Raw genomic sequence first — 16,132 nt, 5'->3', positions numbered from 1 at the left:
TATATCTCCATTTAAATAAAATTAATTCCTAGCCGAAACTAAGTTTTCCTTATTTTTGCCATCATGCCGAAACTAATCAACCTAGCCGTATTTCAACGTTTTTTCCGCTCCGGACAAGTTGGCGGTTTCTTACTGCTAATTTGTGTAGCCATCTCCTTACTGATCGCCAACACAGCATCGAAAGAAAGTTTTGAAGCTTTTTTAGAAACCAAGCTCGGGTTTGGCCACGTTAATTACAGCATTCTTGCCTGGATTAATGATGCTTTAATGGCCATATTCTTTTTACTTGTGGGGCTGGAAATTAAACGTGAACTCGTAGAAGGCGAACTATCTTCATTAAAAAACGCAGCACTTCCGGTAATTGCTGCGTTAGGTGGCATGCTGGTTCCCGCCGCAATTTATGCAATATTTAACAAAGGAGCCGAAACTGCTAGCGGTTGGGGCATCCCTATGGCCACGGACATTGCTTTTGCGCTGGCCATAATTGCCATGCTTGGCAAAAACGTACCCGCTAGCTTGAAGATATTTTTAGCAGCTTTGGCTATTGTTGATGATTTAGGCGCAATCTTAGTAATCGCTATATTTTACACCAACCAAATTCATTTTGAATATTTGGCAATGGCCGGCGGAATTTTAGTATTATTAAGCTTAATGAACTATTTCGGTGTAAAAAGCCTGATCTTCTATCTTATCCCAGGAATCTTTCTTTGGTACTTTATTCACCACTCCGGCATTCATGCCACCATTGCAGGTGTACTTTTAGCATTCACCATCCCTACAAACGAAACGGATGTTTTATCTCCTTTAGAAAAGTTGGAGCACGCCTTAAGCGTTCCGGTAAATTACCTGATCATGCCAATCTTTGCCCTGGCGAACACCAACATCACTTTCGAAAAAGAAATGATTAAAGGACTAGTTTCGCCTTTAGGCCTGGGAATTATAGTGGGTTTATTTGCGGGAAAAACCATCGGCGTGACGTTATTTTCCTGGTTGGCCGTTAAACTTAAATTTGCCGATTTACCGACTGGTGCCGGCTGGAAACATGTTTTAGGTTTAGGCATGTTGGCAGGCATCGGTTTTACAATGTCGATATTTATTGCACTATTATCTTTTAGCGATGCCTTGCATGTTTCCGAAGCGAAGTTCGCCATATTAACCGCTTCGGTTTTATCGGGTGTGGTGGGTTTTGTGTTTTTGAAATCGTTGAAGAAAAGTGAAGACTAAACCGAAGGAAATAATCAGCCTTTACATCGCTTTAGGATCCCCGCCTACGCGAGGATGACGATGAGTGGACAGATTTCTCAATCGCGAAAAGCTCATTTCGAAATGACGAGTGAGCGAGTAAAATACCTAAGAACTTTGATGTCTGCTATTGATCTTCCACCCTGCTATCCGGCATAGGAGACAATGAAAGAGCCTGTCCCGATTTACCTTCGGGGAGAAAACGTCAAAGCCTTTACATCGCTTTAGGATCCCAGCCTACGAGAGGATGACGATGAATGAACAAATTTCTCAATCGCGAAAAGTTCATTTCTAAATGACGACCTAATTTATTACAAACCTGTGCTGTAGCACGGAGGGTTTAATTCCACCCCCCGCCTAAAGCATGATAAATATTCACCACCGCATTTAGCTGCTGTTTTTTGGTTTCTATTAATTCCAATTTAGATTGCAACGCATCCCTTTGTGTCATTAAAACCTCGAAATAATCAGCTCTCGCCGCTCTAAACAAATCATTTGAAATTTCTATGGATTGCGTCAACGCCACAACCTGTTTTGATTTTAGATCGTAACTCTTTTGGAGATTCGAAATATTCGAAATTTGATTTGCAACCTCGATATATCCATTTAAGATGGTTTTTTCATAATTGAAAACGGCTTGTAACTGTTTAGCGTTTGCTGTTAAATACTCTGCCTTAATCGCATTGCGATTGATTAGTGGACCGGCCAAATCTCCGGCAAGGGAGTAAATCAACGATTCTGGTGTGCGTAATAAATAGGAAGGATTAAATGCTTGATAACCGATGCTGGCAGAAATCCCCAATGAAGGATAGAATTGTGCCTTCGCCACTTTAACATCTAATTTTGCTGCTTCCAAATCGTATTCGGCTTGTTTAATATCAGGTCGGTTTGCCAGTAACTGAGCAGGCAATCCGGCCTGGATAGCAGGTGGAACCAATAAACTAAAAGCATTTCGATCTCTAACAATTGGTTGTGGAAAACGGCCCAATAGGTAATTGATTTTATTTTCACTTTCGGTAATGTCTTGCTGAATGTCGAATTCTAAACTTTTTGAACTCAACACTTCGGCTTCAAATTTACGTACGGCAAGTTCAGTAACTCTTGTAGCTTGTTTTTGAATTTTCATCAGTTCAAGCGCATTGCTTTGAAGGGCGATATTTTGCTTAACGATTTCCAGCTGATTATCCTGTGCCAGCAATTCGTAATAGGTATTGGCAATTTCTGCGATCAAATTGGTGATGACGAAATTTTTTCCTTCAACCGAAGACAGATAGCGGTCGACTGCGGCTTTCTTGGAATTGCGAAGTTTATGCCAGATGTCGGCCTCCCAATTGGCCTGCAAACCAAATGCATAATCGGGCAGCACTTCTGGTACACCTTTACCCGGAGTAATCTCCGTTGAGGCATCGCCGGCACCCGAACTGGTGTATCGGCCAACTTTATCTAAGCCAGCACCTACCCGGTAGCCCACAGTAGGAAGCAATTCACCTTTTTTAGCCTTAATTTCGTTCTTAGCCACTTCAATCTCCTGCAAGGTGATGTTTAGTTCCTGGTTATTTTTAAGGGCCGTATCAATCAGGTTTACCAAATTTGGATCGGTAAAAAAACTACGCCACTGTACAGCACCTGTATTGGTACTATCTACTGAGGTATTAAAACTAGCTGGTGTATTTTTATGCTCATTACGTTGGGCAAAATCTGGCACTTTACAGGCATTGTAAGTGGCAACAATGATGGCTAAACCAAGTATTTTATAAATTTTTTGCTTAAACATTATCTTCAATTTCTTCAGTTAACGGATGTTCTTCTTCTATTTTAATTAACTTGTGTTTGGCTGCGATGGTACCGAAAATGTAGTATAATCCTGGAATCACAATCACGCCGAATATGGTTCCGAACAACATCCCTCCTGCTGCTGCAGAGCCAATGGTTCTGTTTCCAATTTTACCTGGTCCGGAAGCAATCATCAAAGGAATTAAACCTGCAATAAATGCAAAAGAAGTCATTAAAATAGGTCTGAAACGTACGCTTGCACCTTCCAAAGCGGCTTTTAAAACTGTGGCCCCCTGACTATGCCGCTGTGTCGCAAACTCCACAATCAAGACGGCATTTTTCCCCAGCAATCCAATCAGCATCACCATGGCTACCTGAGCATAAATGTTATTTTCTAACCCCAATAGTTGCAGAAACAGAAACGCTCCGAAAATACCCGCAGGCAAAGATAAAATCACCGAAAGTGGCAAAATGAAGCTTTCGTATTGTGCGGCAAGGACAAGGTAAACAAAGCCCAAACAGATCAAAAAGATATACACCGCTTCATTACCTCTGGACACCTGATCTTTAGAAATCCCAGCCCAATCGATACCGAAGCCCCTTGGAAGCGTTTTAGCAGCAACTTCAGTGATGGCATTAATCGCCTGACCCGAACTGTAGCCCGGTGCAGATTGTCCACTAATTTCGGAAGCATTGTACATATTGTGACGCGTAATTTCAGATAGTCCGTACACTTTTTCCATCTTCATGAAAGCCGAAAACGGAACCATTTCATCACGATCGTTTTTAACAGATAGTTTCAATATATCTGCTGGCAACGCTCTGTATTGTGGCAAAGCCTGAACCATTACTTTATATTGGCGATCATATTTAATGAAGCTGGTTTCGTAATTACTCCCCACGAAAGTAGAAAGGGTATTCATTGCATTATCAATCGTTACGCCCTTTTGCTGCGCTATTTCATTATCAATATTTAACATATACTGAGGGAAACTTGCGCTGTAGAAGGTAAATACCGATGACAGTTCTTTCCTTTTATTAAGCTCTTTTACAAAATCATTTCCAACGGTTTCCATGCGTTTGTAATCGCCACTACCCGCTTTATCTAATAAGCGGAGTTCGAACCCTCCCGCTGCACCGTATCCTGGAACTGCCGGCGGCTGAAAAAATTCAATAGTAGCACCAGGAATAGACTTTGCTTTTTCTTCAAGTTCTTTTATAATTTCTGATGCAGAGTGTTTACGGTCGTTCCAATCTTTAAGGTTGATTAAACAGGTTCCTGAATTGGAGCCGGTACCTTCCGTCAAAATTTCGTAGCCTGCTAACGATGAAACTGATTTTACACCATCTATATCTTCACATAGTTTTTGCAAGCGTTCTGCAATCTGGTCGGTACGTTCAAGCGTTGATCCTGGAGGCGTTTGAATAATCGCATAAACCATTCCCTGATCTTCATTCGGAATAAATCCTGAAGGTACGGTTCCGCTTAGTCCCCAAATACCAAAGCAAAAAGCTACAAGAACTCCGAAGGTTAACAACCGGCGACCCACCACTTTGCTCAATACAATTTCATACCTACCGGATAACTTATTGAAAGCATTATTAAAGCCATCTAAAAACCGATCAACAGCAGTTTTCTTTTTCGGTTTCCCATGGTTGTTTTTCAACATAATGGCACACAAGGCTGGCGTTAACGTTAGCGCAACAACACCCGAAAGAATAATTGCTGTTGCCATAGTGATGGAAAACTGACGGTAGAAAATACCAACCGGACCCGACATGAAAGTTACCGGGATAAACACCGAAGCCATTAAAAAAGTGATGGCGATAATAGCCCCACTGATTTCTTTCATGGCTTGTTGCGTGGCTTTCAATACCGATAAACGCCTATCGTTTTCCATCTTCGCATGCACAGCCTCAATCACCACAATGGCATCATCTACCACCACACCAATGGCCAAAACCAAAGCAAATAGGGTAATTAAATTGAGTGTAATGCCAAACATAGACATGAAAACAAAGGTTCCGATCAGAGATACCGGTACGGCGATGGCTGGAATAACAGTAGAACGCCAATCTCCCAAGAATAAAAACACTACCAAACCCACTAAAATAAAGGCTTCAATTAAGGTGTGAATTACCTTTTCGATAGATGCATCAAGGAACTTGGAAACATCATAGCTGATTTCATAATTCAATCCCTTTGGAAAAGAAGTTGACTTAATTTCAGCCATTTTGGCTTTCACATCTTTGATTACCTGACTGGCGTTACTGCCATAAGATTGTTTTAAAACAATTGCTGCAGATGGTCTGCCGTTTAAATTAGAATACAAATTATAAGCTGCACTGCTGAAATCAACATCAGCCACATCTTTTAAACGCAACATTTCCCCATTCGAATTTGCCCTTAAAATGATGTTCTCGTAACCCTCTTTCGTATTAAAACGGCCAGAATATTTTAACACATATTCAAAAGCTTGTGAACGCTTGCCCGAACTTTCTCCGGTTTTACCAGGTGAGGCTTCCAAACTTTGCTCATCAAGCGATCTCATCACTTCATCTACAGAGATTTTATACGCCTGCATTCTATCGGGCTTTAACCAAATGCGCATGGCATAATCGCGATCGCCCAAAATATCAGCAAAGCCTACCCCATCAATCCTTTTTAATTCGGAAAGTAAATTGATATCGGCGAAGTTGTACAAAAAATTCTCATTCAACTTTGGATCTGTGCTATACAAGTTAATGTACATCAACATATTGGATTCTTCACGACTGATCTTTACACCTTCACGAACCACCAATGGCGGAAGTTTATTGGTTACCGCAGCCACACGGTTCTGCACATTTAAGGAAGCCTGATTGGGATCAGTTCCTAAATTAAATACCACCTGGATGGAAGCTTCACCATCGTTACCAGCATCTGAGGCGATATATTTCATCCCTGGAACACCATTTAAAGCTCGCTCCAACGGGATAACTACTGATTTAATTAATAACTCGTTATTTGCTCCAGGATATTCGGCCGTGATATTAACTTTTGGTGGCGAAATAGATGGAAATTGGGTAACGGGAAGATAGGAAACCGATAATGCGCCTAAAAATAAAATAATAAGAGATACGACTATAGAAAGGACGGGCCTTTGTATGAACTTGCTAAACATAAAAAATTATTGCTGGAGTTATTCGGTTTTTAATCTTAACTGTTTGATTACCTCTTGAGGCTTTTGGAATTTGAAAGTGATTTTATCATCATCTTTCACTTTTTGTACGCCTTCAAGTAAAATCTTATCTCCTATTGATAATCCGCTGCCAACCACATATAAATCGGGCATTTCACCGCTAATTGTGATGTTGCGTGAGTGTACCATATTGCGGTTATCAACCACAAAAACGTAAGTTTTATCCTGAATTTCGTAGGTGGCTTTCTGAGGAATAACCAATGCCTTTTTCAGGGGAACAACCATTTGAATTTTTCCGGTTTCGCCGTTCCGAAGCAGATTATCGGCGTTGTTAAAACGAGCCCTAAAAGCGATGTTTCCGGTTTCATTATTAAACTCACTCTCGATAACTTCTACTTTCCCTTTCGACTTTAGCAGCTCATTATTGGCTAAAAGCAAACTCACTTCTTGCTGCGTTTTTGCTTTGGCAGCCGCCTGGTAATTTAAATATTCGGGTTCGGAAACATTGAAATAAGCAAACACCTGACTGTTATCAGACAAGCTGGTTAACAGTGCGCCTTCATCTACAAGGCTTCCCAACTTCAATGGAATCCGATCAATTGTGCCGTTAAATGGCGCCCTGATTTCGGTATTAGATAAATGATATTTGGCTAAGGAAGTTTCTGCATTGGCTTGTTGCAGTTTGGCTTTAGCCATGGCAAGCTCATTTTTCGAAACCACATTTTTGTCAGAAAGCAATTTGGTATTTTCTACTTCTAACTCTGCTGCTTTGGTTTCGGCCTGAGCTTTCAAAACTTCTGCCTGTGCCATACGCGGCATAATTTTAAATAAAACCTGCCCGGCATGTACCTGCTGCCCTTCATCAACATAAATATTTTGAAGATATCCCTTTTCCTGAGCACGTACTTCAATGTTGCGAACAGATTTAATTTGCGATACATATTCCTTTGTGAAGGAGGTATCGATGGTTACCGGAGAGGTTACGGCATAAGTAATTGCTTCTTCTTTTTCTTCCTTTTGCTGATTACAACCTGCTGCACAGAGCAAAGCACACAGGCCAAAATACATGAAACTTCTGTTCATCTTTTAACTGAATTTTATCTGATTTAATTCTTTCAATAGAATTAAGAGCAGAAAACCGAAATATTCAGCAAACATCACATTTACCAAATTATACCCGACTTTCCCTTAATTCCTATACGAAATAAGGGTAGAATTATGAAGTTATAATGAAGTTGATTTCATGAAGGATGATTTCACCATTAAGAAGATTTCTGCTGGCCGGTTTAATTCAAAAAACATTTTTACCTTCATGCTGTTTAATCCTCAAATCGGAACAACCATTTATGATGAATAATATACCTCTAACTGTAAAGCGATCAATAGAATTATTGGGTTTAATGGCACTTGTAGCCGTTTTAGTAATTGGTCGCGATATTATTATGCCTATACTGATGGCATTTTTTATCAGCATTATGCTGTTACCTCTTTATCGTTTCCTAAAAAGAAAAAAAGTTCCTGAAACCTTTTCTATCATATTGCCAATTTTATTAGTTGCGATATTCGTGGCGCTTATTGTATGGTTTTTCTCTAATCAAATAGGAATATTGGTTAAAGACTTCCCTCAAATTAAAAATAATGTTTCGCAGCATATTAATTCTTTAAGCGAGTGGATTAGTAGAATTTCGCAATATGATGCTAAAGAACAAAAAGCCTTTATTCAGGATAAAAGTGATGACATGATGAATATGGGTACCTCGTTGGCAGGTGGTGCAGCGGTTACTTTGAGCGGCATTTTCGTGTTTATCGGTCTGTTACCCATCTATATTTATCTGATGCTTTTTTATAAAGATATTTTATTGCGTTTTATATTTATGTGGTTTAAACCAGATCATCACCCAAAAGTGAAAGAGGCTATTTATGAAACCGAATCGATCATTAAAAGCTACCTGGTTGGTTTATTGATCCAGGTTACCTATATGACGGTTTTATTAGGTGGAATTTTAATGTTAATTGGTATTGAACACGCCCTGCTCATTGGAGTAGTTTTCGCAATATTAAACCTGATTCCTTATGTAGGCGCTTTAATTGGGAATGTAATCGGTGTATTGTTAACCTTGGCTTCTTCGCAAGAATTATGGCCTGTAATTACGGTGTTGGGTGTTATCGCTGGGGTCCAGTTTTTAGATAACAATATTTTAATGCCTAGGATTGTGGGTTCAAAAGTTAAAATTAATGCGTTATTTTCTATTCTTGGTGTATTTATCGGAGGTAGCGTTGCGGGAATCTCAGGCATGTTTTTAGCCTTACCAATTGTTGCGGTATTGAAAATTATTTTCGATCGTACAGAAATGTTTAAACAATGGGGTGTTTTATTGGGAGATGAACGTCCGGCTAGAAGCCCAATGACGTTTCCATCTTTTAGAAAGAAGAAACCTGTTCCAGTAAAAAGTGGCGCAGAAAAAGAGTAATTAATAATTATTGTACATGAGAAAATTAAGCACAATCCTTTGCGCAAGCACTATTATTTTAGCCGCTTGCAGTTCATCCAATCAACAGTCTGATCAGAAGAAAACAGACACCATGACCGTAAATGAAACAGCCAATACGCCGGTAGATGCGATAACCGGAAAAATGACACTTTTATCGACACCAAAAATCGGTCAGCCGATTAATATAAAATTTACCGTTTATAACAATGCAGATATCGCTGCAAAATTCTGTAAATGGCATACCCCTTTCGAAAACCTGATGAGTAAATATGTTGATGTTACCATGGAAGATGGAACGGAGGCAGCTTATAAAGGTGCGATGGCCAAAAGGGTAATGCCACCTCCGGCTGATAGTTACATCACGTTAAAACCTGGTGATAGCACCAGTGTCGATTTCGACTTAAATAATGCATTTACCATTGACAAAAGCGGTAAGTACACCGTTAAATATAATTCGGCTAGTATTAGTGGAATAGTGATTAAAGACAGTTTACAACTCAACATTGTAAAATAATTTTAATTCGTTGTAATTAAAACCATTACTGATAGTCATATGTTATATTGATAAATTAAATCGAAAATAAAATGGGACTATTAAAAACAGCAATAATTGGTGCCGCAGTATATGCAGGCTTTAAATATGTGACGAAAAAAGATCCAATTACGGGTAAATCTATTGTAGACGACTTGAAAGATCAGGCACCTGAATGGGTAGAGAAAGCAAAAGGTTACAAACGTGAATTCGAAACACGTGCGGATTATGCTAAAGAAGATCTTGGAATCTAGTCATTAATCATTTTCATTAGTCATTAGTCATTAGTCATTAGTCATTAGTCATTAGTCATTAGGATGGAATGCAAAAAGCACCGCTGGTTTAACCAAGCGGTGCTTTTTTTTAACTTTTTTTTCTATTAGCAGGTTTCCGCTCCTCCAGATAGTAATGCCAAATCATCATTAATCCGATGGTGCGAAAAGGTTTCCAGTCTGCAACCACCCTTAACAACTCATCTTTATTTGTATCTTTTGGGAGTTTCTTTAAACTTTTCAAAGCATTGACTGCAGCTAAATCGCCAGTAGGAAAAACATCGGTATGGTGCAAAATGAAAATCAGATAAATATGTACAGTCCAATCTCCGATACCTTTTACTTTTTTCAGTTGCTCTCTAATTTCATTATCAGGAAGTTTTTCCAATTGTGAAAGATCCAACTGGCCGCTGCCAATCTTTTCGGCAAGATCACGTACATAAACGGTCTTCTGCCGGCTGAAATAACAAGCCTTCAATTCCTCATCGTTGAGTTTGAGGAAATTCGCAGGAGTGACTGCCCCTATTTTAGCTTTAAGCTTTTGCATAGCCGCAAGCGCCGACGCCAAAGATACCTGCTGCTCTAAAATAATATGAACCAACGATTCAAAAGTGTTGGGCCTCGTCCAAAAGGGTGGATAACCATATTTTGCTAAAACGCTGGCCAATTCCTGATCTTTGCTGGCCAGGTAGTCGCACAACTCATAAAAATTATGTTGATTAAAAGTTTCGAACATAAAGCAAATTACCGCAAAAGAATATCATACGCAAACCTCAATATCGTCCCGAAAACTACAATTAAGAAAAATATACGTACAAATTTATTTCCTTTTAGCAACGCCAGCTTTGTGCCAAAATAAGCACCGCCCAAATTAAAAATAGCCATTGGTATGGCATATTGAAAGAGGATGTGGCCGGTAGAACTAAAATAAATTATAGCAGCCAAATTGGTTGCAATATTTACAATCTTGGCATGAGCACTTGCGCTAATGAAATCAAAACCTAAAACTACAATAAAAACCAAAATCAAGAAAGAACCTGTGCCAGGGCCAATCAAACCATCATAGAAACCAATAAGTAGACCAAAAATGGCCGCCATTAAAACCTGTTGTTTAACAGAGTGGTTTTTCTCCTGGTGAATACCAAATTGTTTGTTAAAATAGGTATATAGTGCAACAAGAACCAGCACCACCAAAATAATGGGTTTGATAACTGAATTATCAATCCGGCTGACTAAAAATGCCCCAAGCAGTGCGGCAAAAAAAGCAGTACTGGCACAGGCCGCCAATACTTTCAAATTAAATTTTACTTGTTTTGAATACTTGAAAGCCGCTAAAGTGGTGCCTGCTATCGACGGGATTTTTGTCGTTCCGAGTAATGTAGCTACAGGATAATGGGGCAAAATAAGTAAGGTAGCTGGAGTTTGTAATAACCCACCGCCACCTACAATAGCATCTATAAACCCTGCTGCAAAAGCAACCAGGCAAAGCAATACCAGTTCATTAATCATTGATCAGGATTAAGGATTTAAGGATTTTAAGATCATAATGCCCGTTGATTCTTCCACCTCAATTTCGAATTCCCTATTTTCTATTTCTAATTCTCTATTCCCTATTTCCCATTCCCCTTTTCTCATCTATCCTACATTCTTTCCGGCGAAGTAATCCCTAAAATCAACATCCCTGAATGAATAATATCAGCTGTTTTCTTGCTTAAGTTCAAACGGAATTGTTTAGTTTCTCCTGCTTCGGTTTTAACAATTGGAGGCACTTCGTGATAAAATTTATTAAACAACTTCGCCAATTCATATAAATAATTAGCCAAACTCGCCGGACTATAAGCTTTAGCAGCAATCTCAATTTCTGCCGGATATTTTGCCAACAAAAGAATCATCTCCAATTCCACAGGCAACATTTCTCCATCCTTCGGACTTGCAGACTTAGCCGTATATTCCGCTTTAGCTAGTAAAGATTTAATCCTTGCATGCGTATATTGAATAAATGGACCAGTATTTCCCTGGAAATCGATACTTTCCGCAGGATTAAATAATAAGCGCTTTTTAGGTTCTACTTTCAAAAGGAAATATTTCAAGGCACCTAAACCAATATTGTGATATAAAGCAGCCTTATCTTCTTCGCTGAAATCATTTGTTTTACCCAACTCTTCGGTTTTTTCACGGGCAGTAGTCACCATGCTTTCAATTAATTCATCAGCATCCACCACTGTTCCCTCACGACTTTTCATTTTACCGTTTGGTAAATCGACCATACCGTATGAAAGGTGATAAAGTCCTTTAGCCCAGCTTTTACCTAATTTCTCCAAGATTAAAAATAACACCTTAAAATGATAATCCTGCTCATTACCAACCACATAAATCGACTCATCCATATTGAAATCGTCGTGTTTCATTTCAGCGGTTCCTAAATCCTGGGTAATGTAAACCGAAGTCCCATCAGCACGTAAAACCAATTTCTGGTCTAAACCATCAGCCGTTAAATCAATCCAAACCGAACCGTCTTCTTTCTTGAAGAAAACACCCTTTGCCAGTCCTTCATCAACGGTGTCTTTCCCTAATAAATAGGTATTGCTTTCGTAATAAAAGTTGTCGAAATCTACACCAAGGTTTTTATAAGTTACGTTGAAGCCTGCATAAACCCATTCGTTCATGGTTTTCCAAAGTGAAACCACCGCCTCATCGCCTTGCTCCCATTTCAAAAGCATTTGTTGTGCTTCTCTAATCAATGGTGCATTTTTCTTCGCCTCTTCCTCAGTTTGTCCTTCTGCTTTTAAAGCTTCAATTTCTTTTTTGTATTCCTTATCAAAAATCACATAGTATTTTCCAACTAAATGATCGCCTTTTAACCCAGAACTTTCAGGCGTTTCTCCATTGCCCCATTTTTGCCAGGCGAGCATAGATTTACAGATGTGAATGCCGCGATCGTTAACCAGGTTAACCTTTACTACATCGTAACCATAGGCTTTTAGCAATTCAGAAACCGAATAACCCAATAAATTATTACGAACATGCCCCAAGTGAAGTGGCTTATTGGTATTTGGCGAAGAATATTCTACCATCACCTTTTTCCCGTTAGATGGATAAATACCGAAATCTGGAGCTAAAATTTCATCATTAAACTGATTTAAAAAATAGCTTTCAGCGATGCTTAAATTGAGAAAACCCTTCACTACGTTAAATTTGGTTACATTTTCTAAGTTAGCCACCAAATATTCACCAATTTCGTTTGCAGTTTGCTCAGGTGATTTTTTAGATATCTTAGTAATCGGAAAAACAACTATGGTTACCTGGCCTTCAAATTCTTTGCGGGTATCTTGTATATTGATCAGGCTTTCAGCAACTTCTTCCTTATAAAGTTCAAGGATGGCTTTCTGCGCTTCGGAAATAATAAAATTCATGGTGTAAAAATAGGTATTAAAGCGGAAAGCTGAAAGACCAAAGCTGAAAGCATTGTGTTAGAAAATATTTATCAAAAATTTGGAAAGGTGCTATTCTGCTAATCGGTTAACACAGCCCTCCTTTTCCTTGGCCGTCCGGCAGGCTGGCGCTGTAGTCCCGATTGATTTCGATGAAAAATCGAAAATCGGGAGCTGCCGCTGCAATGAGGTTTAAGCGGTCAGGCTTTTGTAAGAAACAATCTTCTCTATGGAAGCGGCTACCAAATCTCTCCTCTCCATTCTCATATCTAAATTTTTCTAATAGATTTGCAATAACTAACTTATTTATGAGCGAGCAGAATCCAAATTTTAAAGTGAGCGTAAACACCGAAATCGGCAGATTGCGTAAGTTATTAATTCATAGTCCAGATAGCGGATTGGGGAAAGTGGTTCCATCAAAAGCGCAAGATTGGCTTTTTGAAGATATTGTCCACCTCGATACTATCCGAAAGGGCGAATACGATTACTACATTAAACTCCTGATGTACTTCTTAGATCCTGAAAAAATTAAAGGAAAGCTCGCTCTAATAGATTCGGAAGAAGGAAACAGAAATTTTTACAAACCCAATCATCCCGATTTTCACAACTCAAATTCAGTAATAGAAATTCAAAATCTATTAAGTGAAATGTTGGAAAACGAATCTATCCGCAAAAAATTAGTGGCTGCTGTTTGTGCCATTGAGGGTTGTACTTATAAGGTGCAAATGCAATTGACGAATACTGATCCGAAGGAATTGGCGGAGATTTTTATTTCCGGAACTTTGGCCAACGATACGATGATTTTTGCGCCTATTCCGAATTTAATTTTCACTCGAGATGTAGGTACAACCATCAATAATCATATTTTATTAAACAAACCGGCAAAAAAAGCCCGCGTTCGCGAAACGCTTCTGATGCGTTATATTTTCTTCAACCATCCCTTATTTGCCGACTATCAAAATAAGGTTCTCGAGATTCCTGATGTTACCATGCATTTCCTGCGTCCAGGCGATGAACCCGCTTTTAGCACCACACTAGAAGGTGGCGATGTAATGATGGTGAGTGAAAACCATGTGTTGATCGGTTGCAGTGAACGCACCTCTGAGCACGGCGCAAACGAGGCGATTAAGTTATTATTTGACAACGATGTGGTAGAAAAAGTAACAGTGGTTAAGATCCCAAGCAAACGCGATTACATGCACTTAGACACGGTCTTTACACAGGTTAAACGCAATACCTGGGTAATTCTGAACTCTATTGCCCATTCACCAAAATACAATCCATACGAACCTATAAATTTTTTAAAGGAGCCTGAAAAACTAGAAGCTACAACTGCTATCCAGTTCACAAAGGCTAATCCACAGGAACCGAAAAACTTTGAACATGTAGAAGCGTTACTGAATGATATTAGTCAGAACGATTTAAAGAGCAGTGAGCCAACCAAAATCATTTACAGCGGCAACAACCAGTTCCCATACGATTCCAGAGAGCAATGGACAGATTCTTGTAATTTGTTGGCCATTAAAGAAGGTGTTGTTTTGGGTTACGATAGAAACGATAAAACTGTAGAGGCATTTAAAGCAGCTGGTTTTGATGTAGTTGATGTGAAAGATCTGATTCAGGATTTGGAAAGTGGCAAAGTAGATGCAGAAACTATCACTGATACTTTAATTTTGATGCCATCGGCAGAACTTTCTCGTGCCCGTGGAGGTTTCCACTGTATGAGTTTACCGATATTGAGAGACAGTTTAAGTTGAAAGTAAAAAGATCAAAGCAAAAACACTACGTCGAGAATCTTTAAACTTTTAACTTTACACTTTTAACTCCTATGCAGACAACCAATCACCTCCTAATGATTCGCCCGGTTGATTTTAAATTCAATGAGCAAACTGCGGGCAATAATAAATTTCAGGTAGCCTCAACTGAAAGTGATGTACAAAGCCAGGCTTTAAAAGAGTTTGATGATTTTGTAGATCTGTTGAGAAAAAACGATGTTGATGTTACCGTTGTAGATGATACTTTACAACCTGAAACACCAGATTCTATCTTCCCTAATAATTGGGTTTCTTTTCATGATGATAGTACGATTTATCTTTATCCAATGTTTTCAGAAAACCGAAGATTGGAGCGTAGAAGAGAAATATTAGATGGATTGACAGAGAAATTTGAGGTAAATAATGTGAACGATTTAAGTTTCTACGAAACTGCGAATATTTTTCTTGAGGGTACAGGCAGCATGGTTTTGGATCGTGCTAACAAAATTGCGTACGCTTGCCTGAGCATTCGTACAGAAGTAGAAGCATTTAACAATTTCTGTCAGTTGGCTGGGTACAAATCAGTTATATTTAACGCTCTTGATTCGAGCGGATTTCCAATATACCATACCAACGTGATGATGTGCATCGGAGATCGTTTCGCTGTTATTTGCTTTGATTCAATTGCAAATTTGTATGAACGCGATTTTGTCCGCAAAGTACTTAAACTAACTAATAAGGAAATTATTAACATTAGTTATGATCAAATGAATCACTTTGCTGGAAACATGTTACAGGTATCTAACGCACAAGGCGAAAGTCTGTTGGTAATGTCAGAGCAGGCCTATTTATCATTAACAAAGGATCAAATCAGTGCCTTAGAAAAATATTCACGAATTATTTATGCACCGATTTATACCATTGAAAAAAACGGTGGCGGCAGCGCAAGGTGTATGTTAGCAGAAATTCATTTACCCGAGAAATCACAATAGATTTTTCGCTTGATTTATTTCCCGCTGATTAAGGAGATTTACGTAGATCACCGTATTATCTGCGTAAATCATTTTAATCTGCGGGCTAATCTCACCTCCACGTCATTGCGAGGCTCGAAGCAATCCCAATGCGATCAAAGGCAAACCCATAGTTTTAAGATTGCTTCGTACCTCGCAATAACGAACGCCTTAAACTATAATTAATTTTCGCTTAATTCATTTCCCGCTCACCTCCATGTCATTGCGAGGCACGAAGCAATCCTAATGCGATCAAAAGGCAAAACTATCGTTGTAAGATTGCTTCGTACCTCGCAATGACGAACGCCTTAAACTATAGCTTATTTTCGCTTAATTATCTCCGGCTGATTACGGAGATTTACGCAGATCGCTGTATTATCTGCGTAAATCATCTAAATCTGCGTGCTAATCTCACCTCCACGTCATTGAAACGCTATCGGCTGG

12 protein-coding genes are annotated in these 16,132 nt (G+C 39.1%); 6 read left to right on the top strand and 6 right to left on the bottom strand.

From position 1 onward, the window contains the following. Window positions 1-63: 63 nt before the first annotated feature. Window positions 64-1,224 carry a Na+/H+ antiporter NhaA gene (gene nhaA, locus OQZ33_RS11120; protein ID WP_265799100.1) on the top strand — a complete coding sequence of 387 codons (1,161 nt, stop codon included), beginning with the start codon at window positions 64-66 and terminating at the stop codon, window positions 1,222-1,224. Window positions 1,225-1,582: 358 nt separating this feature from the next. Here the strand turns inward: nhaA and OQZ33_RS11115 are convergent, their stop codons facing one another. Genes OQZ33_RS11115 through OQZ33_RS11105 form a run of 3 tightly spaced genes read right to left on the bottom strand, consistent with a single transcriptional unit; the run spans window position 1,583 to window position 7,280 of the window. After that, complete coding sequence (locus tag OQZ33_RS11115; protein WP_265799099.1) at window positions 1,583-3,016, bottom strand: TolC family protein; 1,434 nt, start codon at window positions 3,014-3,016, stop codon at window positions 1,583-1,585. Continuing rightward, window positions 3,009-6,179, bottom strand: coding sequence for an efflux RND transporter permease subunit (locus OQZ33_RS11110; RefSeq protein WP_265799098.1), 3,171 nt, complete (start codon window positions 6,177-6,179; stop codon window positions 3,009-3,011). The genes OQZ33_RS11115 and OQZ33_RS11110 overlap by 8 nt, the downstream gene beginning before the upstream one ends. 18 nt (window positions 6,180-6,197) lie before the next feature. Beyond that, window positions 6,198-7,280, bottom strand: coding sequence for an efflux RND transporter periplasmic adaptor subunit (locus OQZ33_RS11105; protein WP_265799097.1), 1,083 nt, complete (start codon window positions 7,278-7,280; stop codon window positions 6,198-6,200). Between the two features lie 263 nt (window positions 7,281-7,543). Between OQZ33_RS11105 and OQZ33_RS11100 the strand changes: the two genes are divergently transcribed. The 3 genes from OQZ33_RS11100 to OQZ33_RS11090 all read left to right on the top strand — a co-directional run bounded on the left by OQZ33_RS11100 (window position 7,544) and on the right by OQZ33_RS11090 (window position 9,475). Next, entirely contained in the window at window positions 7,544-8,668 is a 1,125-nt protein-coding gene (locus OQZ33_RS11100; RefSeq protein ID WP_322975040.1) for an AI-2E family transporter, read from the top strand. A 16-nt stretch (window positions 8,669-8,684) separates the two neighbouring features. After that, window positions 8,685-9,203, top strand: a complete 519-nt coding sequence (locus tag OQZ33_RS11095) for a protease (RefSeq protein WP_265799096.1) — start codon at window positions 8,685-8,687, stop codon at window positions 9,201-9,203. 71 nt (window positions 9,204-9,274) lie between these two features. Continuing rightward, window positions 9,275-9,475: a hypothetical protein gene (locus tag OQZ33_RS11090; protein ID WP_056849847.1), complete on the top strand. Its 201-nt coding sequence runs from the start codon at window positions 9,275-9,277 to the stop codon at window positions 9,473-9,475. Window positions 9,476-9,584: 109 nt separating this feature from the next. Here the strand turns inward: OQZ33_RS11090 and OQZ33_RS11085 are convergent, their stop codons facing one another. The 3 genes from OQZ33_RS11085 to argS all read right to left on the bottom strand — a co-directional run bounded on the left by OQZ33_RS11085 (window position 9,585) and on the right by argS (window position 12,906). Next, window positions 9,585-10,229: a DNA-3-methyladenine glycosylase family protein gene (locus tag OQZ33_RS11085; protein WP_265799095.1), complete on the bottom strand. Its 645-nt coding sequence runs from the start codon at window positions 10,227-10,229 to the stop codon at window positions 9,585-9,587. Window positions 10,230-10,237: 8 nt separating this feature from the next. Continuing rightward, on the bottom strand, window positions 10,238-11,002 hold the full coding sequence (locus OQZ33_RS11080) for a sulfite exporter TauE/SafE family protein (RefSeq protein WP_265799094.1): 765 nt from the start codon (window positions 11,000-11,002) through the stop codon (window positions 10,238-10,240). 131 nt (window positions 11,003-11,133) lie between these two features. Continuing rightward, entirely contained in the window at window positions 11,134-12,906 is a 1,773-nt protein-coding gene (gene argS, locus OQZ33_RS11075) for an arginine--tRNA ligase (protein ID WP_265799093.1), read from the bottom strand. A 326-nt stretch (window positions 12,907-13,232) separates the two neighbouring features. On the opposite strand from argS, the gene OQZ33_RS11070 reads away from it, so the two are divergent. After that, complete coding sequence (locus OQZ33_RS11070) at window positions 13,233-14,681, top strand: arginine deiminase family protein (protein WP_265799092.1); 1,449 nt, start codon at window positions 13,233-13,235, stop codon at window positions 14,679-14,681. 71 nt (window positions 14,682-14,752) lie between these two features. Beyond that, window positions 14,753-15,670 (top strand): citrulline utilization hydrolase CtlX, encoded by a 918-nt coding sequence (gene ctlX, locus OQZ33_RS11065; protein WP_265799091.1) that lies wholly within the window; start codon window positions 14,753-14,755, stop codon window positions 15,668-15,670. Window positions 15,671-16,132 lie beyond the last annotated feature (462 nt).

This window comes from Pedobacter sp. MC2016-05 (assembly GCF_026239735.1).
Classification (GTDB): domain Bacteria; phylum Bacteroidota; class Bacteroidia; order Sphingobacteriales; family Sphingobacteriaceae; genus Pedobacter.
This window is presented reverse-complemented; position numbering and strand designations above follow the sequence as displayed.